The following is a 21,427-nucleotide window of genomic DNA, read 5'->3' on the forward strand; positions in this document are numbered from 1 at the left end:
TTGAATTCACTATTAGACAGATTAACACAATCTAAAAAATATTTGTTTAGATGCTCATGAAATCGGCAATGGGATCAAGTTCTTGTCTTAAGCAAAGGACAAGAACTTGATCCCATAAAACAGAAAAACCGCGCCAGGCGCGGATTCTAATGGGACTATGTTATTGTTCACCGACACCGATCCATAGTCCAGATATTGAGCCTCCGACCGTTTCAAAATAAAAGCCCTAATCAATCAGGAATTTTCTGGCCGCCTGCATCATTTTTTTCGGTCAGATCGGGTGCGGAGCGCTGCGCGGAAGGTGCATTCTTGACGGATATGGAGACACTGCCTCCATCGCCCGATGTAACTTTTGGCACACCCATATATGACAATGCTTCGGATACGATCTCTTTAAACACCGGCCCCGCCGCAGCACCACCGCCAGCTGCATTAGCAGGCTCGTCAATGCCGACATAGACCACAATCTTCGGATTATTAGCCGGTGCGTATCCGAGAAAGGACGAGTGCACCTTATCGCGGTCATACCCTCCCTTACCGTCGGGTTTAATCGCCGTACCGGTCTTACCTGCTACACTATAGCCTTCAATGTATGCATGGCGGCCGGTTCCATGGACCAGGTCTGCAACGACCTGCTCCAGATAGCTGCTGGTTTCCCTGGCGCTTTCCTCGGAAATAACCTGACGTACCACCTGGGGCTGGGTTACGGTAGTCTTGCCGGTATTCGGATCGGTGGTCGCCTTGACCACGTGCGGCACCATCAGTTTTCCGCCGTTGGCGATGGCCGAGATGGCGGTAAGCTGCTGAATCGGAGTAACAAGCACTTTACCGTGCCCGAATGCAATCGTCGCGTTTTCTGAAGCATTATTCGGAGTCGGATTGACGATTCCGCTGATTTCGCCCGGCAGGTCAATACCGGTAAGATCGTTAAATCCGAAATCATCCACGTATTGCAGCAGCCTTTCCGGACCGAGCATTTCATAGCCAAGCTTGACGAAGGCCACGTTACTTGACCGCTTCACGCCTTCCAGGAAGGAGATTTCGCCATAACCGCTTCTCTTCTGGTCATACAGCGGCTTGCCGTACCCCTTGATGCGGATAGAACCGGACACGAAGGTTGCGTCCGAATCGAACAAATTCTCCTCCACCGCTCCTGCAAGAGGTATAATTTTGAACGTGGAGCCTGGTTCAAATCTTGTTTTGATGGCATGGTTGAAGAATACCCCTGGATCAGAGGCATATTTCCAGAACTCATTCGGGTTAAAGGTCGGCATATTCGCTAGCCCCAATATCTCCATGGTGCTGGGATCCGCGGCAATTACCGTAATACTCTTGGGTTTATATTCTTCATAGGCCTTCTGCATTGCCTGCTCGATATAATACTGGATTGTGCTATCAATCGTCAGCTTGAAAGTACTTCCATTGACCACCGGCTGGTAAGTGTCCTCCGAGTCAGGCAGCTTGATGCCTTTGGCGTCGCTCTGGTAGAATAGCTTACCATCCGCGCCCTTAAGTTGTTTGTCAAAATACTTTTCGAACCCCATCACCGCATTGCCATCGCGGTCCGTATAACCCAAAATATGTGCGGCCAGTGTTTGTTGCGGATAATAGCGCTTCTGCTCCCTAATCAGGCCAACGCCAGTCTCCAGAGTGTCATGTTCATCCTTCAGTTTCTCAATGAACTCGTTGACCTTGTCGCGCAGCTCCTGGTTTATCTTCCAGCCTTCATTACGGATCTCCCGGTTCTTCAGATACTTGCCGTTCTCGTCTTTGGCTTCCACGAGCGACTTAAGCTCATCCTCAGGCTTGCCGAGCAGTTCATGCAGGCCGGTGATAACTTCTTCCCCGATACTGAGAGCGGTAATCACTTCCGGATTGACCACTACCGTGTAGGCCGGCACATCGCTAGCCAGCATCCTGCCGTTGCGGTCCTCGATCGTGCCACGCACCGCTTTAAACACCGAAGTATGGGCCCATTGCTTTGCGGCCTTGGTTTGCCAGAAATCACGATCCAGCACCTGAATCCAGAACACTCTGCCGAGCAAAACAAGAAAAAAGAGGGTAATACACCCTCCTATAAACAGCGTACGAAGTTTTATTCTCTTCACCATAAGCAAACCCCACAAACATATATATTGCAATTTTCGGCAAATCGCTCGTTAATAGTCACCGCGTTTTGTTCGCTGATATGAATGGTATCGTCGGCATTCGCCTCCTGATATCCCATATCCATGGCTAGCTGAACAACCTTGGCACGGGATTGCTGTTTTTCCTTGTCCCAGGAAGGCTCATTATTGTAGGCGTAGGTAATGCCAGGTTTTTTATTAGTTTGATAAATGATCACCATAATGAACACCAGGCTCGTTACACATTGTACAATGTATAACAAGGTAAAAACAACCATTTTTGTGAATCCTTTGTCACTACGCTATTTCGCGAACTTAGGCTACATGTAATAGACAATTGGAACATCTTTGTGAATTCTCCATTTCACTGTATGCGGTCATTCAGATAAGGAGCGCTGAGCCAGCATGAGGTTGAGCAAAAATAAATTCAACGGCTGCCTGCTCGGCTTTATCAATGTAATCAGCTCAAATTCCATAGTAATCTGCTAGAGTTATTCCTTTCCTTCAAGGGTGAAGGATTTAAAATTGTGGCGGCTTTTATCTTCTCAATTACCGCCATTTATGCCAAGAGATTAACAGCATCTATTGATGTCCTGATCGTATCCGGCGCCAGTCTGTTCACCGATGGACTGATGCTCAATTTTCTGACTATGCTATGAAACCGTATGAATATTTCTTTTTCTTTTTGGATGATTTCAGAATGTTCCTCGTGCCATCTAATCCAGTATGACCATGTTGTTTACTATAATCTGTTTAGTATAAACGCTTTTATTTTATGAACATTACTTTTTAATTTATTTTAAAGTATCTAGACACGGCGAAAATAGTTGTGTTACATTTGTGTGAATAAAGTAATGCTGTTTGGCTGGTGATTTGTAACCTGTAGGTGAAAAGTGACGTTGAGGATGCGATGATTTCCTATTGAAGCGCGTACCTTCAAATCTCTTCAGCATATATGTAAAATGTCACTTCCGCCCCAAAGTTAAAGCGCTTAAACTTTAGAAGTGTGAATAACACTTATTGTTAAGCGGTTTACTTTGGAGATCAGTCTAAAGGGAAGGAGGATTCATTGACGTTAATTAAACTAACCATCACTAAAGGAGGAATTTTTGTGTACTCATTGAAATCGACCTCAGGCACAATGAAAGTGATGTTACTTGTCATGCTTTCGGCGGTTATGCTTCTAGCGACATTAGCCGCCCCTGCACCGCTTCAACGGAAAGCTCATGGAGCGGGTGAATTGAAACCGTTTCCTCAACAAGTCAGCTATCCGGGTATCATTAAACCAAACCACGTCAGTCAATCCTCGATGAACAGTTCTGTATCTTCCTACTATGACTATTGGAAGGCTACTTATCTTAAAAACAACTTGTCCTCGCTGCCAGGAGGGTACTATGTAAAAGGTGATATTACTGGCGAAGCGGACGGCTTCGATCCTCTCGGCACATCGGAAGGCCAAGGATACGGTATGGTTATTACCGTGCTAATGGCTGGATACGATACGAATTCCAGAACAATCTATGACGGTTTGTTCAAAACGGCTAGAGCGTTCAAGAGCTCTAATAATCCGAACCTGATGGGATGGGTAATAGCAGATAGTACTGGGGCTCAAGGGCACTTCGGTTCAGCAACAGATGGGGACCTCGATATCGCTTACTCCCTTATTCTAGCTGATCGCCAATGGGGCTCGACTGGAACGATCAATTATTTGGCTGAAGCCAAAAAGATGATTGGCGCTATTAAGCTTAGCAATGTGACAACTAACAACAGGCTGAACCTTGGTGACTGGGATACGAAGAGCGCCTTGAATACGCGTCCCTCCGACTGGATGCTCAGTCATCTACGGGCTTTCAATGAAGTTACTGGAGATTCAACTTGGCTAAATGTCATCAATAATCTGTATAACGTATACAGCCAATTTACAGCAGCTTATTCGTCTAGCACAGGTCTGATTTCGGACTTTGTGGTAGGCAACCCGCCTAAGCCGGCCCCCCCAAACTATTTGGAAGAGTTCCCTGAAACAAATGAATACAACTACAATGCAAGCCGTGTACCACTTCGTATCGTAATGGATTACGCCTTGTACGGAGACACCCGTGGTAAGGATATCGCTAATAAAATGGTAGTATGGATCAAAGGAAAAACAGGCAACAATCCGAACAATGTGAAGGACGGTTACCAACTGAACGGTTCGAATCGCGGTACTTATGCGACAGCGGTATTCGTAGCGCCTTTTATCTCCGCAGCGACGACTACCAGCACGCATCAAGCTTGGGTCAATGCAGGATGGGACTGGATGAAGAACAAAAAGGAAAGTTACTTCAGCGACTCCTTTAACATGCTGAACCTACTGTTCATCTCGGGGAACTGGTGGAAGCCTACCTACAGTGCAGCGGATACTCAAGCTCCCTCGGATCCAACGAATCTGACCGCAACAGCAGCTTCAAGCAGCCAAATTAATCTGAGTTGGACTGCTTCTACCGATAATGTCGGTGTAACAGGCTACCGGGTATTCCGTGGCGGCGTGGAAGTAGGAGCGCCTACAGACACATCCTTCAGCGATACCGGACTTACCGCATCGACAGCTTACAGCTATATGGTAAAAGCTGTCGATGCCGCAGGCAACCTGTCTGCTAACAGTAATACCGCATCAGCAACTACAAGTTCAACTCCTGCTGCCGGTATCAACCTTGCGCTGGGCAAGACAGCGGTAGCCAGTTCTATCGAAGGTGTAGGATTTGAAGCTTCCAAGGCAACAGACGGCAACTCTACTACCCGTTGGGCGAGCATCGAAGGAAGCAACAATGAATGGATTTACGTCGATCTGGGCGCAACCCAAAGCGTAAACCGCGTCAAGTTGAATTGGGAAGACGCTTACGCTAAAGGCTACAAAGTTCAGGTGTCTAACGACGCAACAACATGGACGGATACTTACGTAACAACGACCGGTAATGGTTCTATTGACGATATTACATTTACCGCAAATAGCGGACGTTACGTCAGAGTGCTCTGTACTGCTAGAGGGACCGTATACGGATATTCGATATTCGATTTTGAGGTTTACAGCTCTTAATTGAACAAATCCTGGCGGATATGACTCTGTCAGGATTTGTTTGTCTAAAAGAGCAGAATGTAACTTCTCGGGGGGTTCGTTAGTAAACGAATGGCCTCTTTTTTGATCTCATTTGAGATGTCTTAAACTTCTACCCTTTAATCGCCATAAAAATGCACCCCCTAGAATTTCATCGGACAAACCAGGGGGTTTATCCAATATCTATTCTAAGGGGTGCATTTCAGTTATCATCAAGACTTTTTTGATGATAACTGAAAATGAAATATTCATAATTATTCAGCGATTGCCTTTTCAACGTCCTCGAAGCGAATCTTTATGAGACGCTGCAGTGCATGTTAGAGGGTTTCGTGTGTAGCTGCTATTGTTAGCGAATACTACTTCATGATACTAATGGATTTCGTAGTATTATTGAAGAATACATCTGCACCAAAATATTCAGCAATGAAGCGTAACGGGAGCATAGTACGTCCGTTTACAAGTTCAGCTGCAACATCCATTCCTGGTGCAAGTTCACCGATCGCAATGGACAAAGTCTGACCTTCCAAGGTAATCATTACGGTTTTCGTAATGTTATCCCAGCCTACATTTGCTCCTATGCTCTCCGCAACGAAGCGCAGTGGCACTAAAGTTCTGCCTTTAACTACCATCGACTCAACATCCATACTCATTTCGATTCCGTTTAATTTATACCCTTTCTTACCTAGAGTAAGTTCTAATTTCACAGGTTCAGGCTTGGTTGTAACAAAGATATAGCCTAGTCCTTTTGCCGTGAAGGTAAATTTACCTGTCTTATGGTCATATTTGCCGCCTAAGCGTTCCATGTTACCGTCTAATCGAAGCATGACACCGCATAACATGCTAATATCGTTAGTCGACAACTTCTCTTTTGTCAGATCGAAGGTTACTGGTATAAGCCCTGTATAATCCGTTACTTCCCGGCCATCTGAGAAGATCTTCAACTCATATCCCCGCCCTATAACTCCGTCTCTATCATTTACAGGTTTAATGACAACCTTCATCCTCTTGCCTGTATTCAACTGCTTCAACAATTCAGGGGACAATTCAACAGATACGGTGTCATTCGTAACGGTTAGCGGTTTGTTGGCTTTAATAATCGCACCGATCATATCGTTTTGAATCTCAAGCTCATCTTTTCCGGCTGACATCGTCAATGCAATGGAATTGCCTTTCATCAGCTGTTCTTTGATTGTAGTATCAATAAGATCTGCTACAGGTGATTCTGGAGAAGGAGTCGGCGTGCTGATTTGGCCACCTGATCCTCCGCCGTTATTATTTGCAGTAATTACGATAGTTAACTCTATCGTATCCATACCAGCATGGTTAGAGGCCGTAACAGTGAATTTGTATGTTCCCGCTTCAGTAGGCACCCCTGAAATAACACCCGTAGCTCCTTCTAAATTCAACCCTGCAGGTAAATAATTATCACTCACTGTCCAGGTAATCGGTTCGTCGCCGTATACCGCTAATGTTACCGTATAAGGTTCTCCAACTTTTCCGCTTGGCAGATTCTTAGTGATAATCTCCGGAGCTATATCAACTGGCATATCCTCTTTAATCTCGATGCTCAATACTCGCTTATCTATACCAAAATCATTCGTTGCTGCAACAGTGAATTCGTAATATCCTGCCTCTTGAGGCGTACCCGAGATAACGCCTGTTGCTTCATCTAGGTTCAAATCTACTGGTAAATCTCCTCCCTGGACCTTCCAAGTAATCGGTTCGCTGCCGTATACCGCTAATGTTACCGTATAAGGTTGTCCAACTTTGCCACTCGGCAAAGTCTTAGTGATAATCTCCGGAGCTGTGTCAACTGAGACATCTTCAGTGATCACTATATTGAACGTTTTCGAGTCACTGCCTGCGTCATTGTTAGCTTGAACTTTGAATGTAAATTGACCCCATTGATCCGGTGTACCCGAGATAACACCTGCATCTTCATCCAAGCTCAATCCTGATGGCAATTGACCATCTACAACAGCCCATTTGATCGGCTTATCGCTGTCAGTGGTAAGAACTGCCGAATAAGGTTGTCCTACCTTGCCATCCGCAAGCGATTTCGTCGTAATCGTTGGCGCAGTACCTGCGTCTTCAACCCATTTCGCATATAATTCAATATCCCTTGTAACAGGATCAGCAACGAAATCCCAGACATCGTTTAATTCTGCATCTTGATACCAACCGCCGAAAATAGTGTTTTCTTTTGTCGGCGCTGTTGGCTCGGTAATTGTCCCGCCCATATCTGCGAACTTCATCACCACTTCGCTGCCACCGTTGGAATCAAAAGTTACCGCATAAGGGTTGTGTGCGCCGATGGAAGGCGTTCTGCCGCTAAGTGGATTGCCGAAGAAGTCTGTTCTCTCCGTCATATGAGGCAGAGCGTTCGCGCGATCCACATATGGGCTTACAATCTCGGCACCTGCACCATAGGCCAGGTTATTTCCGTCAGCAAGACGGAACCCGTTCATCGCACTGTAATCAAGCTTGGCATCCACTGTTCCACTGTTGGTAATCCAATGTTCCGGCGCAGATTTATAATCATTTAATATAGAGTTAAGTTCCTCTTCCGATACATAGCGGTTGTCTGTTGCTGTTACGCCTGCACCTAGATACCCGCCTCCACCTGCGTTCATGCTACCAAAAAGATTAGCCGGATATACAATGTTGTTCGTAAAACGTCCGGCTGCAAATGAAGCTGATGTTCCCCCGCCTTTCAGACCAACTTGGTTGTTTGCCCCAGTGTAGGCAAAAATATTATTTTGGAAATAAATATGCAAGTTGGAGGCCGTCGGATCAAATACTAACGAACTGCTATTCTTTAATGGTGTGACGATGACATTGTTATAGTATAATCCGCTTAATTCCTCGCTCGTTGAAGAGCCTCCCGCAAGTAATATAAGACTGTTAAAGCTCTTGTTAAAATCCGGGCTGCGACCGTCGTTCACGCTAATGTTATAGCGAACGATATTGCCCTTGGCAGCATTCATCTGTAAGTACCAACCGCCATAATTATTTCGGCTGTAATTGTATTCATACACATTGTCCTGACAATAGTTGTCAATGTCCCATGCCATACCGTCATTACTTGCATGATAAGGGTTGTCCACGGCTTCATTATAGCGGAAGATCGTGCCTTTACTTGCCATAATCCACGCTGCCGCATAGTTTTGCGAACCTAGATATGTTGGCGTTGTATTATTTGGCCCCCAGTTCGTAACCAGGTTACCGCTCTTATCGCTTAAATAGCTGTATCCGCTGTCTGTGACCACATTTCGTTCCACAAGGGAGTTGTTCCCGCCGGACATAACAATGCCATCTCCAACCGAACTAGAAATCCAGTTGTTTCTAAACACAGCGTTTGATGCCCAAGGATAGCTTGAGTTACTCCAAGTAATGCCTGTGTTATTCGTCCCTGGATTGCTTGGCCCGTAGGCATTGTTGCGAATACCTTCGTTATCGCAGCGAAGGGTTTTATTTCCTTCAACCAATATATCTACATAACCATTAATAATGATGCCGCCGGATACCTTACTTGCTCCATTTGCTTGGTGCAGCCCATTAACATCATGAACGTAGTTATCTCGAATGACGATGCCTTGCATACGAGCATCAGCATAATCTTGAATATTAAACTGACCTTGTCCCAGCTTGGAAATCCGTGACATTACAGCGATACCAGAACGGCCGTCACCTGCTTTATTGCCGATGTTCGTTACTTCAATTCCACTGACTACCCAATAGTTAACGTCATATAACTCAATTGTACCGTTTAAGGAAATGCCTGATGGGCTTGACGCTGTTCCTCCACCATTAATTATCGGGCGTTGGTTAGGGTCGGTCGTATTATATTTTGTAAGCGTAATCGGATTTCCTTCCTCACCATCGCCGCGCAGTCTGATTTGTTCGTTCCATACGCTATTCGCATCCAGATAAATGGTTGAACCTGGCATAAATACATATTCATTAATCTTGGAGATTGATTTCCATGCCGTAGCCGGTGTGCGTCCATCTGCATGATCGTCACCGTTATTGGAGAAATAATAATCACGGACTTCAAGTGGTAGAATGTTCAACTCGAATGTGATTTCGGCAGGATTCAGATCCAGTCTAATGGTATATTTTCCTGGCACGATATTATTTCTTGCGAATGATTCTTTGTTAATTTTCAATACATTACCGCTAACTGTATAATCCACATCCCGCTGCAGTGTTACAGCGCCGATCTCCACTCCAGCTAGATCTGCTAAATCAGGATTTACGGTGATATTATAGTCGTCCAGACCAATAACATATGTGCTGTCTTCCAAGTGGCTATACTCTTTGGGCATGAGCTTTAGTTTAATAGAAGATGTTCCGGTTTGGGCTGTTATTCCACTATCGATAACATATACGTCATCGATAAAGTGCCTGTTCTGTATATCCTTAATCGTTCCAGCCTTGTTGCCCCAGTTCGTAGCAAGCTGGAATGCATCGATCTTGGAAATATTGTTCTTAACTAGGGTATCAAAATTGCCGCCATCTGTTGATTGCCTTTGAATGTCTTGTCCATCGATTTTATAGGTCGTTCCCGTTGATGTAACGAACCATTGGAATTTATGCCAGCCTTCGCTTCGCTTGACATCTACAGGATAGAATCTCCCGGATGAACCGGGTCTGACTGCGTAATTGGTCAGATTTGCGGCCCAATCGCCATCTCCATTGCCATAATTTATTGCGATATGTTCATTGGATGATGGGGTTAAGCCAAAGACAGCGTGGTCATTGGAAGCCGCTCTGCCATCATCATAGTACCAAGCAGTAACGATTGTTGTCTTACCGGTTGCAGGGGCGTAATTATAGGTACCTGGAACAGTAGCCACCTGACCGGCGCCGCTTGATGTTGCGGCTTTTCCTCCGGTACGGGACATCACATCGCTGTGAACATATCCGTTCGCACCATTTGAAAATTTCTTCTCCCCTTCAAATCCATCGTAAAACATAGTGTCAGCCTTATTGAAGTAATCAACGCTTACTTGAACAGTGACCTCTTCGTTCCCTGTCGGAACATAACCTTTCTTAACCGTCACGAATCCGGCATCATCAACTTCAATCTTATCCTTGTCTTGATCTGCCGGTCTGAAGCTGATGTTATCAGCAACGAACACATCAGCAGTGTCAACGATTAACCGTGTTCTATCTCCTGCCCATAAAGTATCGCTCTGGCGAATTAGTGCAATGTTGGCTGAATATTGTGCACTCTCTTCTGATTCATCAGAGTCCAAGAATCGTGACGTTGCATTGCCGTTTGCTTTTACTTTAAATGTATCATTTAAAGTCGGGGACAAAGCCGCATCATTGCTTGTTGCTGCAATTGGGCTTCCTTTAGCCACTCCATTACTGAAGAGTTGAACCGAATAGGCAGATGCGTTAGCGACGCGGTCCCATGTAGCGTATGTGCCGTTCCATCTGACATTTACCGGTACAGGCAATTTCTCGATCTTTAATATTCCGGATGCTGCAACTTCTTCACTGATGTCCCCCGCATTATTAATGACAATGGCTGTAACCGTGTAGTTGCCCACTCCCAGTGCCCTTGCATAGGGCAGAACATGATGCCTTTCGTGATTGTTAGGCTGGTCGGGTCCTCCATTTTTCGATAAATAATAACCAACAGGTCCACCGTCTTTGAACAGTGTTACAAGGGTGTCACCGTAATTGGAAGCGCCACTATAAATGCCCGAGTCCGAGTCAAGCGTCGGTTTAATTGGCGCATTCACCTGTGTATTGGTGGTTATCAACAACGGTGCAGCATTGGATTTCACCACAATTCCGTCTGCCGAAGACACTTCGCAATAATAGAAATTGCCTTGTTGTGAAGCTGCGTCCACATTGGGAAGCGTTAATAGCGCCTTATCAGCTCCGCTGACTTTTGTCCCGTTCAAGCCAGACTCGTCGTCAGATACATACCATTGATATGCTGAAGCAGCGGCTGATGCCGCAACGCTAAATGTTGCTGTCTCACCTTGTTTCACTTTTTCCGCTGTTGGCTGAGTGATTATTTCTAAATTTGGCAATCCACCGGGAGGTACCAAATTCAATGTTAATGTTCTGGTTCCTGTTGTTGTAGCCACATCTTTAACAACATAAAAATCGTCGATTAGATGTTTATTTTTAATATAAGCTTTGTTACCTGACTGGTTGTTCCATCCTCCAGCTATTTTAGGCTGAATGGTTGTACCGCTCTTCATAGCTTTGTAAATATTACTTTGCGCTGAATCGGATATTAATGTTCCGTCTATTTGTAAAGTCGCACCATTCGGTGTAATGAGCCACTCGAATTTATGCCAGCCTGTAGAACGTAAAGCCCCGCTATCTTTCCAACGGTTGCCTGCTGTACCCGCTGATGATGGTGCATATGCCCAAGTATATCTAGTCGGGTTATGAATAACATCAGCCTCTGAACTTTGATAGAATGTCCCGGCAAAGGTGGCATTTTTGCCATCTACAATAGCAAATTGAGTTCTATCCGTCGCTGTCTTCTCCTCATCAGGATACGGGTCAAAATACCATGCCGTCATCTTATAATTGCTACCTGCCGGCAATGCCACGTCTTGGGCTACATTTTCATTATTCGTATCATTCGAAGGTGTAATCGCTTTCAATCCAGAACGGGACTGAGCATCGGAAAGCGTGTATGACGAACCTAATTTGCCAGTTGATGTCATTGGACCATTGTTGTTCTCGAAATCCTCCATGAATAATACATCTGAGTCATGGTAATAACTCGCCGCGGCCGTGATTGTCACCGGGATGCCTGGAGCACCTGGCAACGCAAATGTATAACCGCTAGCTAAAGTAATGTTCCCCTGATTATTAACAGTTAAAAGATTCGCATTGCTGGAATCATAATTAACCTCGTCAATAACCGGTCCTTTCACGAGACTGCTTAAAGGCGAACCTTTATAGGTAAGATTCACCCTGCCTGCCTGACCTGCCGCTTGTGTCAATTCTAGTACAACAGAGTCAAAAGATTCGCCCCCCCCCGCAGCTGACACTTCAGATGAAGGCGCCAAGCCGAACAGACCAGGGAACACCAACGAAGTTGCCGTAATCATCGACAAAGCTTTTTGCATCCATTTCGATCGTATCATCCAAAAACTTCCTCCCTTTGAAATTAATAAATTAATCATTATAAAAAATCTGCATCTATGGAAGCCTCAATAGACATAGATTTTTATAAACTTAAAAGCATAACTATTCTAGTTCACTACTAATTCACTGAATCGATTACCGTTATATACAATCTTCAACTTATTCGTATTTGCAATTAACGCTCGCAAGTCAGACTCCGCCGATCCGTATAGAATGGAATCTTTCACTTCTTCCAGTTTAAGCTTGGTGATTTCCGGTTTTGTGGTTAATGTTGCAACGACATTCTCGCCCATATATTTACCGATTACTGTCTCACCTACAGAAGCAGCAGCTAAAGACTCCCAGAACTTAAGAGACTCGGTTTCTTCTTTGGATATATCCAAACGGTTTAGCACTTTCTCTTCCTTGGCCTGTCCCGCTGTCGCTAACGCAGCCGTCAATTCATTTGCAACACGAACATATTCCGCACTTTTTGATGCATACTCAACTTGCAACTCTGCTTCGCTCATTTTCGTTTTTTTAACCTGCGTTTCTACCAAATCCGGCCAACGGGCGCCACTTAAATATTGCATGTATTGATTTAAATCAAACTGAGGCAATCCATAGTAAGTCCCTTCTGAATCATCCATCTTAGCTCGCTTAACATTTTCATCTTCCATGTCGGATTTTAGCTCATCAAAGCTTTTGTAAGGGGCGATCCCCCGCTCATCTGCAATAAATTGCTCCTGCTTGGTCTTTAGCAATGCAGTCATTGCAGATTTTTTGGCGTATTCAGTTGGGGTTTCATGATTTTCTCCGTATTGACGTGTCCAGAAGCCCTCATCTACTTGGACCCCATAAGTTCTGAAGAAATAGTCTGCCGTTATAGCTCTATGCTCCTTGACATAAAATTGAAATTCTTCCTCTGTTACGGCGTATCCATCTACTGTAAATATCCAATCTTCAGGTAGCTCCGCCTTTTTGTTAGTTAAGCTCAACACGAGTAGAGCAAGAACAATCAGAGTGGTAAACAAGATAATCACGGTTGCTTTTCGTTTTGTAATCCCCATGACGCCCCCCCTTTTCAAATATTCAACCTAGCTTTGCAAATAAACCTATGACAGTGAAATTCATCGCCGTTGTTGGAGAAGTTCCTAAATTTAAATGGTTAGACATAATTGTAAGTTTAGCTGCCCTCTAATGTAAGCGCTTATTTAGACTGAATTAAAACAAATTTGACTTATAAAAAAACAGTTCTAGTTGGCAATTTTGTGTGTGCTAGGGGATCAATAGCTTATAAAGGAACTGTCGTTTTGACAAAGTAACATTTCAATTTTGGTTTTCAAAAGACAGCCTAAAGCGAGCTGTCCGTTATAATCCACAAAAACACTAATGGCTTCGCCCTCTGAAAACAAAGGACGGAGCCATTAGATATCAACGTTTAAATGTAATTATGGGTGATTATTTTAATGTTGATATCTCGTTCTGATTCATTAATCCAGGAAAAATTGCATCGTCCGGTCGGACGAACCCGGTAAATACTCATGTCCAAAGTCAGGATAAATAACAAGCTGCTTCATCGTGTTCATTTTATTGTATGCTGCAAATTGCGTAGATGGCGGGCATATGGTATCCATTAGCCCGACGCTCATCATGACCTCGCCACGAATTCGCTCAGCTAGAAATTGTATGTCAATGTAGCCGAGCTTCTTAAATACATCATGTTCGCGTTCATGAAGCACATCATAGTAGCGAAAATACGTACGCAGCTCGCCATAAGCTTCTTGATCTAAATCCATGTCCCATGTGCGCTTGTAATCACTAAGAAAAGGGAAAATCGGTGCAAGCTTCTTCACTCTCGGCTCCAATGCAGCACAAGCTATCGTAAGTCCACCTCCCTGAGATCCCCCTGCAGCGTAAACGCGTTCAGGATCGACTTCAGGCAGCTTCATCGCTATTCCGGCAAGCTGTGCAGTATCTAAAAAAATGTGACGAAATAGCAGTTCATCCGGGTGATCATTTAACCCGCGGATAATATGTCCGTGATACGTATTTCCCTTTACCCCTCCTACATCCTCCGAGGTTCCCCCCTGGCCGCGGCAATCCATGGCAAGCACAGAGAAGCCTAACGATACATAAGCCAGTTTCTCGCTCCAATCCCCGGCATGGCCGGAATAGCCGTGAAACATAACGACAGCCGGATGAGGGGTTTCCATATTCTTGGGGCGCACGTACTTCACATGAATTCGCGCTCCCTTCACGCCTGTGAAATACAGGTCAAAGCATTCGGCATGGGGTATTTGAAAGCTGCTAGGCACCAGCTCAAGCTGCTGATCAACAGTCCGCATCTCTTCCAGAGCACGCTCCCAATATTCATCGAAATCCGCTGGGCGTGGATTCGTTCCTTCATAGGTTTTCAATTGTTCTAACGGCATATCAACAAGTGGCATAGTTCTTCTCCTTATTGCTTATTGGGTCGGCATCATCCACTGCATGGAGCGGAATAAACTCGGTCTTTTCTCGGAACCGATGCCGCTTGCCCATTCGATCCAGCCTCGTCGTCCCTGTCCGTCATTCTCATTCACGAGCAGCGAGAAGCTCATCACATCTCCATGCTGAGGTGCAATCGGTGTCAGCTCCGACCAAGGTAGAGCTAGCTTATAAATCGTCAGCTTCTGTTCCTCATTCCTGGTTACCGATGCTTCACCATGTTGCACCAGCCCTACTGGCAATCCCCCCAACGCCGTCCAGCGATAGACTTGCGGACCATTAGGCGAATCCGATATACCATACTCATACCATCCCCGGCTCTCACCCGGAATTCCCGGAGATAACGCAAACTGAATGCTGTCATTATTCCATATATTAGCATCGGAAGCTGCAGCCGAATGAACATTATCATTAATTTTGGCCGTCAGATACAGGTGATCCTGATCAAAGTGAAGCCAGGCTTGACCGCTCACGCCAATGGTTCCGCTATGGCCGGAGAGCAAGACAGGCTTACCCTGCGACAAATCGATTGTAGGCGCCAAAGCTTCAATTTCCGGTTCGATATGGTCATTGACCGCAATCGTCCCCCGGTTGACCGGATTAAAGCTAAAATTCCCTTTATAGACGTATGGCTCCTGCTCCGCAAACTCGACGCGGATGGACGTCGGTTGATCTCCTCCTAGCGTGATCGGACTAAGCGGGATACTGAATTGCTGTTTGCTGCCTGGCAGTACGACCGTGTTGATAAGCTCTTGATCGGACTGTTCTCCAACCTGCCAAGTCACCCTGTCGACAGTAAGACCGGCGGCTTTTCTGAAGTTTTCTACATCGATATTTAGCGTTTGACTGTACTGTCCTTCCTTCTGTTGCATCACAGGTCTGACCGTAACCTTGTGTGGTACGCCGGTTGCAACGCTATGCTGTAGCTTGCCTATCTTGTTGCCAACTTCGTCCAACAAGTGAATGACTACCGAACGGAAACCTTCTCTCGTCTCGTTAATGCTTAGAGTAAGCGCTTCCGTTTGATCTTGCACCGCTTCAATCGGATAGCTATTCTCCTCCATCTTCGCTGTTATAGTCAGATTAGGCAGATCATCGTTATTAATCGTTAAGTTGAACGCATGCGGATCTCCTACTGCTGTTTGCCCTCCAGCGATTGTAAATGTGCCGTCCGTAACGATCCGGTTGATGCTTCCTTTGATATAGAATGGCTCTCCCGTTATCGTCATATAGATCTTGCCATGATGCGGGGAGTAAATTTCTGTATTTCCCATAAAATCAGTAATTTCTAGGTTGTTATCCGTTTCGATAACGGCTTGAGTGTCACTCTGCGCCCAGACAACTCTAAGATTTTCGCCACCTTTTGTGAATAAGTTGCTTCTGATCGGATCTCCGAATTGCTCAATTTCCTCAAATACTGCACCGGCAAGTTGTCTGCTCATTGCAGCATAACTCGCATAGGCCGGCTTCGGTGTATAGGCCCCCATCGGGTCATTCTTATGTCGGACCAGTCCGAAATTATCCTCATTATAATCATCTCGAAGTCCGTCATTCATAAAATCATACCAAGACATCCGCTCTACGCCGAGACTCAATCCCGATACAAAACCACGCGGCAAATAATTGGCCTGGGTCTTCTCATCGACGCCTTTTGCAGATTGATGTGTCGGTGATCCGAATTCTGTTACCCAGATCGGTACCAGATTGCCGTTATTGTATTGCTTAATCAAGGTTTTCAGACCTTTCAATTTTGCAAATACGTCGAGGTGCGTTCGGGTCCATATAGGTCTGTACAGAGACAGCATCCAGATATTTCAGTCCTGCGTTTTTGTCCTCGCCTTTTCCTACGCCTTTCAGTACACCTTCAATCCAGTTCAGGTCGACGCCTCCTGAGACGATACCGACAACCGGCACATTCGGATGGACCGGTTTAACGACGTTATAGGTCTCTTTCATCAGATTGAAGTAATAGTTCGGCTGCGAATTGGCAGGACTGTTCCCCCTTTTGCCGAACCCGCCATTGAACTCATTGTATACATTGAAACCGATGAGCTGATCCTTGTACTGCTCTATATAAGCTTTAGCGTATTCCGCAAGTCCCCTTCTTCCTATATCCGTGTAGGGTGTTGCATTATTATCGTAGAATGGGTTGTTAAATGCCGCCACAAAAAGCAGCTTAAGATCATTCTCCGCAAGCTTCTGCATATAATCATCCGGTGAAGGGGCGAAGGTATAGATGCCTTTTTGTTTCTCGATGCTGCTCCATTCCATGCCATCCCGAACGAAGGATGCGCCCATATAACGGATCAGTTTACTCAGCTCTTTGCTCCATCCGGAGGCAGTCCAGTTCAAATGCGTGCTGACACCAAACGGTGACTCCCCATTACCGGGTGGCAATGCTGAAGAAACAACGGCGTAAGCTGTACTTCGGACCAGTGGTTCACTGCCGGGTCTCTCCGCAGTAACTTCAAGCGTAAAATAGCCCAATTTGCTGAAAGGCACCGTGATCTGAGCTTTCCCGGCGACCGGACTCTCGCTTCCCGAAGTAATCTGTGCGCCATAAATATCATATGTGGCCCAACTTACTGATGGTCTGCTTGTTCTTACAATAAAAACGTTCGGTTCAGAATCCAGGAAAATATTTCCAAGTGCTGTTTGCTGAATTTTCAGCTCTGGCTGCCAATCACCCATCTGAGCCGTCATGTGGTCAACCAGGATAGTGGCCGGTAACGCGGCGTTCTTCATATCAAATCGGTCGAAAAGGATTGTGATGGCGTTTGCCGGTTTATGCCATACACCGTCATTTGCTCCATTCCAGTAAGTAAATGTGTTCGATCCCATCTGACTTACGACAACTTGCTGCCAATCCGATGTATTTTGCAATGTAATGCGCTGTTGGAATGTTTGCCCTGTCGAATCTGTCGTTCGGATTCGCAGTGATTTCAAGTCCGAGGTTTTGACCCAGAATGTTAGTTGTTCAATATCTAGCTCATCCACCTCTTTTTTTATGGATGCAAATGGCGATCCCGTTGGTCTTAGGCTGAAATCTGCTTTTATTTGTCCCATATGGGCTCCGTTATAACTCTCAGCTGATTCGATCCGATTGAAGCTTCCCTTCACTTCAGGCGAATCCCCCATAGCAAAAATCCAGTTATCGTCTCCTTGCTCAAAATCACTCAGTACATGATTGAAATCCGATGCTGCATGCGCAGGACTGTAGAACAATACCAGATTGGACAATAAAACCACGACAATCACAATCGATATCCTCTTCATACAGACGAAATTCCTCCTAAAACATTTTTGTATGCGCTATCATAAAACATTTTGAATGGACCCCGAGGCGTCTTTAATCTCCGTCTATCTCTATTGTTCGTATCGTTGTTTATCCTTTGACGGCAGAGCTTGAGAAGCCTTGAATAATATACTTTTGGCCCATGAAGAAGACAATGAGAAGCGGCACGACTCCCGCTGTAGCGGCAGCCATCATCATGTTATAATCCACTCCCGCTTCCAGCATGAAATTCTGCATGCCTAGCGGTACCGTGAACAATCTTTTGTCTAACAGGAAGATCAAGGAATTCTCGTAATCGTTCCACGTCCATGTAAAATCAATAATTGCGAAGGTTGCAAGCACTGGTTTGGATAGCGGCAGAAACAGTTGAAAGAATATCCGGAAATGACCGGCTCCGTCAATGAAAGCCGCTTCCGATATTTCATGGGGAATGCTCATGAAAAATTGCCGAATCATGAAGACGCCGAATACCGTAAATAAGCCTGGGAGGATGAGCGCCCAATGTGTATTATAAATTTTCATCCAATCAAACATGATGAATTTCGGGACAAACAACACTTGCTGTGGAATCATCATCAGACACAGATACAGCAAAAAGATGGCGTTCCTTCCCTTAAATAGAATCCGACTGAAACCATATGCGGCAAAAGCGGCCAACAAAGGAGCTCCAATCATCAAAATGAAAGATATTTTCAAGGAATTGAAATAAAAAAGCGAAAATCCGTCTCCAGTCGTCCAAACCTTAAAATGGTTGGTCCATACAGGATCGTGCGGAATCCACTGAATCGGATAGTTAAAAACGTCCTTCGGCTTCTTAAACGAAGTGCTGATCATCCAGATCATTGGTGACAGCAGCAGCAGACTGGCAAGCGCCATGATGATCGTATTGAAGGTTCTCATCACCCGTGTTCTGATTACTCTTACATTTCTCCTAGCCATTGTGCGTCTCCCCTCTGTTAGTAATGGACCCATTTTTTCTGACCAACCCATTGAATAAGCGTGATGCACAGGATGATCAGGAACATAGTCCACGAGACAGCCGACGCGTACCCCATTTCATAGAAGTTGAAGGCTTTTTTATATGCAAAAATCGAGAAAACCGTCGTACTATTGCCCGGCCCGCCTTGGGTAATCGCATAAATCATGCCAAATCCCTTGATCGAGCCGATAAAACCAGTAATCATTAAGAAAAACGTCGTTGGACTCACTAATGGAAAAATAATGAGATGCAGCAGTTGCCCAAATGTTGCTCCGTCTATCTTCGCGGCTTCCAGTTGCTCGGCGGACAATTCCTGCAAGGCAGCTAAATAAATGATCATGTTATAGCCAATGCCACCTGCGGTCATCATAATCAGCACTGCATACATTGCTGTATCCGGGGAAGCAAACCATTGTGGAGGATCAGTTATACCAATGGAGTGCAGGAAGGCATTTATCGGACCACTACTAGGCTGAAATAGTACCATCCAGACGAAAGCAATGGCTATGCCACTGGTAAAATACGGAGCAAAAAAGAACGCTCTAAGTGTCTTTTGAAAATACGTCCGATTATTAAGCATGACAGCAATCAGAAACCCAAGCATGATAGAAATCGGTACAGGGATCAGTAGCAGCAAGGTGTTTTTGACCGATACTAGGAATAAATCGTCTCTCACCAGCATCCTGAAATTATCCAATCCAACGAAATGCGGGGCTTCCCCACTAGCGAATACCCAATCCGTAAACATTAAATAAAAGGAGAACAGGGCTGGAATGAGCATAAACACGGTCATTCCGATAAGATTGGGAGCGATAAACACATAACCAATCAGCCTCTGTCGCTTCATCCAGCTCACGATCGGTCACCGCCTTTCTCTCTAAATAAAGTAACTTGCATCATCAGGCAGCTAGCGGTGTATAGAGGGATACGGTACGAATCACCCGCCCCTCCTTGGCCAGGTTGTGCTATTTGGATGATGCCTGCAAATTCTTGTTATGCACCCGCGCTAATTCTTTCGCGCCATCTTCAGCTGTCAGCTTCCGAGAAAACACGTTGTCATAGATAGCTTGTTGCTCGCTTCCTGTCTTCCGGTCCAAACGGCTCAGACCCAGCGGCAGATCACCGAACATGACCCGTTTGATTGAATCCAGATCATACGTGTCTTCCACACCTTTGAACATTAGTGCGACAGCCTCATCGACCGGGAAGTCCTTGGAGGAAGGTACTCTTCCGCCCGCCGCCATCGGCAGCATCCCTTCATCCGCATACCACTGTATAAATTTCCAGGCAGCTTCCTGATGCTTGGAGCTCGGATTGATGGAAATCACATCTCCCAGGCCACCGGCGTTAATATAATCGGTCTGATCCTTGTTCACTTTGGGAGCTGGTGCCGCTGCCACCTTGAACGACCGGGGAAATTCAGCTATATTATTCGTCGTGCGGAAGATCTGGTTCGTGGAGAACAACATTGCGGCTTCTCCTTTCACGAACATCTGGTCCAAGGCAGGCTTCGAAGTGATCTGCTCCGTATGAGGCATCAGGCTCTTATCGGTGAACATCATGTCCGAATAGACCTGAAGCGTCTTGACCGTTAGCGGGTTATCAAAAGCGGAAGTACCATCGTCTTTGGTCAGTTGCAAACTTTGCTTCTGTAAGGACCCGTTGATAGGCACGGTGAAGTAATAATCGCTTTGTGCCAATCCCCATACCTTGTCACTCTTCAGCTTGGCAGCGTAATCTCTGAACTCTTCCAGCCCCCAATCCGTCGGAACCGGCAGTCCTTTTGCATCGAGCATATCCTTGTTCAGCCAGACAAAAGACAAGCCTTTTTGGGTAGGCAGACCATAATACTTATCGTCTACTTTCCATAGCGCAGCGCCTTCCCCCATCTTATCGTCCACGTTGTAATCGGAGAATATGCCCAAATCAAGTGCGTTGCCTGCTTTAATCCGCTTCTCGTAAAGGCTGAAATCATAGTTGACGTACATGTCCACAGGCTGATTAGAGATGAGAGCTGTATCCAGCTTCAGGTTCCCAGCATCGTCATTGACGAACCGCACATACTCCACCTGAACATCCGGATTTTGCTTATTCCAGTTGTCTACGACCTCTTGTGGGCCATTCTCGGATGGTACCGCTCCCCACAGGGTAAGTTTGATCGGCTCACTGCTGGTCTTAGTTGCTCCAGGAGAAGTAGCTCCCTCCGCTTGCTTGCCACCCCCGCTTCCACCACAGCCGGCGAGTGCCAGAGGCACGGTCATAAACAGAGCAAACCCTGCCATCATCCATTTTCTGTTTCTCATCTTCCCTGCAACCTCCCTTTGATTGGATTGTTT

General features: G+C 45.6%; 12 protein-coding genes and 1 pseudogene. 3 read left to right on the forward strand and 10 right to left on the reverse strand.

The features are described from left to right. Positions 1-230: 230 nt before the first annotated feature. Together NSQ29_RS11255 and NSQ29_RS11260 are read right to left on the reverse strand one after the other, a co-directional pair. On the reverse strand, positions 231-2,111 hold the full coding sequence (locus tag NSQ29_RS11255; protein WP_341125065.1) for a peptidoglycan D,D-transpeptidase FtsI family protein: 1,881 nt from the start codon (positions 2,109-2,111) through the stop codon (positions 231-233). Continuing rightward, the gene (locus NSQ29_RS11260) at positions 2,105-2,347 is read right to left on the reverse strand and encodes a hypothetical protein (RefSeq protein ID WP_341125066.1); all 243 of its coding nucleotides are present in this window, start codon (positions 2,345-2,347) and stop codon (positions 2,105-2,107) included. The genes NSQ29_RS11255 and NSQ29_RS11260 overlap by 7 nt, the downstream gene beginning before the upstream one ends. Positions 2,348-2,653: 306 nt before the next feature. Between NSQ29_RS11260 and NSQ29_RS11265 the strand changes: the two genes are divergently transcribed. The 3 genes and pseudogenes from NSQ29_RS11265 (at position 2,654) to NSQ29_RS11275 (ending at position 5,199) form a co-directional block, all read left to right on the forward strand. Beyond that, positions 2,654-2,785 carry a hypothetical protein gene (locus NSQ29_RS11265; protein ID WP_339795897.1) on the forward strand — a complete coding sequence of 44 codons (132 nt, stop codon included), beginning with the start codon at positions 2,654-2,656 and terminating at the stop codon, positions 2,783-2,785. A gap of 572 nt (positions 2,786-3,357) precedes the next feature. Continuing rightward, positions 3,358-4,506, forward strand: a pseudogene (locus NSQ29_RS11270) (glycosyl hydrolase family 8); the annotation flags it as partial. Positions 4,507-4,587: 81 nt separating this feature from the next. After that, on the forward strand, positions 4,588-5,199 hold the full coding sequence (locus tag NSQ29_RS11275) for a galactose-binding domain-containing protein (protein WP_445739190.1): 612 nt from the start codon (positions 4,588-4,590) through the stop codon (positions 5,197-5,199). Positions 5,200-5,573: 374 nt separating this feature from the next. Here NSQ29_RS11275 and NSQ29_RS11280 read toward each other — a convergent pair whose 3' ends face one another. The 8 genes from NSQ29_RS11280 to NSQ29_RS11315 form a co-directional block, all read right to left on the reverse strand. After that, positions 5,574-12,347, reverse strand: a complete 6,774-nt coding sequence (locus NSQ29_RS11280; RefSeq protein WP_341125067.1) for a stalk domain-containing protein — start codon at positions 12,345-12,347, stop codon at positions 5,574-5,576. 108 nt (positions 12,348-12,455) lie between these two features. Continuing rightward, entirely contained in the window at positions 12,456-13,397 is a 942-nt protein-coding gene (locus NSQ29_RS11285; protein ID WP_341125068.1) for a hypothetical protein, read from the reverse strand. Between the two features lie 423 nt (positions 13,398-13,820). After that, a complete protein-coding gene (locus NSQ29_RS11290; protein ID WP_341125069.1) occupies positions 13,821-14,777 on the reverse strand; it encodes an alpha/beta fold hydrolase in 957 nt (318 codons plus the stop codon). Positions 14,778-14,795: 18 nt separating this feature from the next. Next, positions 14,796-16,547 carry a sugar-binding protein gene (locus tag NSQ29_RS11295; RefSeq protein WP_341125070.1) on the reverse strand — a complete coding sequence of 584 codons (1,752 nt, stop codon included), beginning with the start codon at positions 16,545-16,547 and terminating at the stop codon, positions 14,796-14,798. After that, positions 16,540-18,093 carry a hypothetical protein gene (locus tag NSQ29_RS11300; protein ID WP_341125071.1) on the reverse strand — a complete coding sequence of 518 codons (1,554 nt, stop codon included), beginning with the start codon at positions 18,091-18,093 and terminating at the stop codon, positions 16,540-16,542. The genes NSQ29_RS11295 and NSQ29_RS11300 overlap by 8 nt, the downstream gene beginning before the upstream one ends. Positions 18,094-18,202: 109 nt before the next feature. Next, positions 18,203-19,051, reverse strand: a complete 849-nt coding sequence (locus NSQ29_RS11305; protein ID WP_341125072.1) for a carbohydrate ABC transporter permease — start codon at positions 19,049-19,051, stop codon at positions 18,203-18,205. A 17-nt stretch (positions 19,052-19,068) separates the two neighbouring features. Next, positions 19,069-19,938 (reverse strand): carbohydrate ABC transporter permease, encoded by an 870-nt coding sequence (locus NSQ29_RS11310; protein WP_341126750.1) that lies wholly within the window; start codon positions 19,936-19,938, stop codon positions 19,069-19,071. A 118-nt stretch (positions 19,939-20,056) separates the two neighbouring features. Then, on the reverse strand, positions 20,057-21,394 hold the full coding sequence (locus NSQ29_RS11315) for an ABC transporter substrate-binding protein (RefSeq protein ID WP_341125073.1): 1,338 nt from the start codon (positions 21,392-21,394) through the stop codon (positions 20,057-20,059). Between the last annotated feature and the right edge of the window lie 33 nt (positions 21,395-21,427).

This window comes from Paenibacillus sp. FSL F4-0236, assembly GCF_038000135.1.
Taxonomy (GTDB): Bacteria; Bacillota; Bacilli; order Paenibacillales; family Paenibacillaceae; genus Paenibacillus_AQ.

Coding starts and splice junctions, on each gene's coding strand:
- NSQ29_RS11255 (WP_341125065.1), bottom strand. CDS start 2,111: ATGGTGAAGAGAATAAAACTTCGTACGCTGTTTATAGGAGGGTGTATT.
- NSQ29_RS11260 (WP_341125066.1), bottom strand. CDS start 2,347: ATGGTGATCATTTATCAAACTAATAAAAAACCTGGCATTACCTACGCC.
- NSQ29_RS11280 (WP_341125067.1), bottom strand. CDS start 12,347: ATGATACGATCGAAATGGATGCAAAAAGCTTTGTCGATGATTACGGCA.
- NSQ29_RS11285 (WP_341125068.1), bottom strand. CDS start 13,397: ATGGGGATTACAAAACGAAAAGCAACCGTGATTATCTTGTTTACCACT.
- NSQ29_RS11290 (WP_341125069.1), bottom strand. CDS start 14,777: ATGCCACTTGTTGATATGCCGTTAGAACAATTGAAAACCTATGAAGGA.
- NSQ29_RS11300 (WP_341125071.1), bottom strand. CDS start 18,093: ATGAAGAGGATATCGATTGTGATTGTCGTGGTTTTATTGTCCAATCTG.
- NSQ29_RS11305 (WP_341125072.1), bottom strand. CDS start 19,051: ATGGCTAGGAGAAATGTAAGAGTAATCAGAACACGGGTGATGAGAACC.
- NSQ29_RS11310 (WP_341126750.1), bottom strand. CDS start 19,938: ATGAAGCGACAGAGGCTGATTGGTTATGTGTTTATCGCTCCCAATCTT.
- NSQ29_RS11315 (WP_341125073.1), bottom strand. CDS start 21,394: ATGAGAAACAGAAAATGGATGATGGCAGGGTTTGCTCTGTTTATGACC.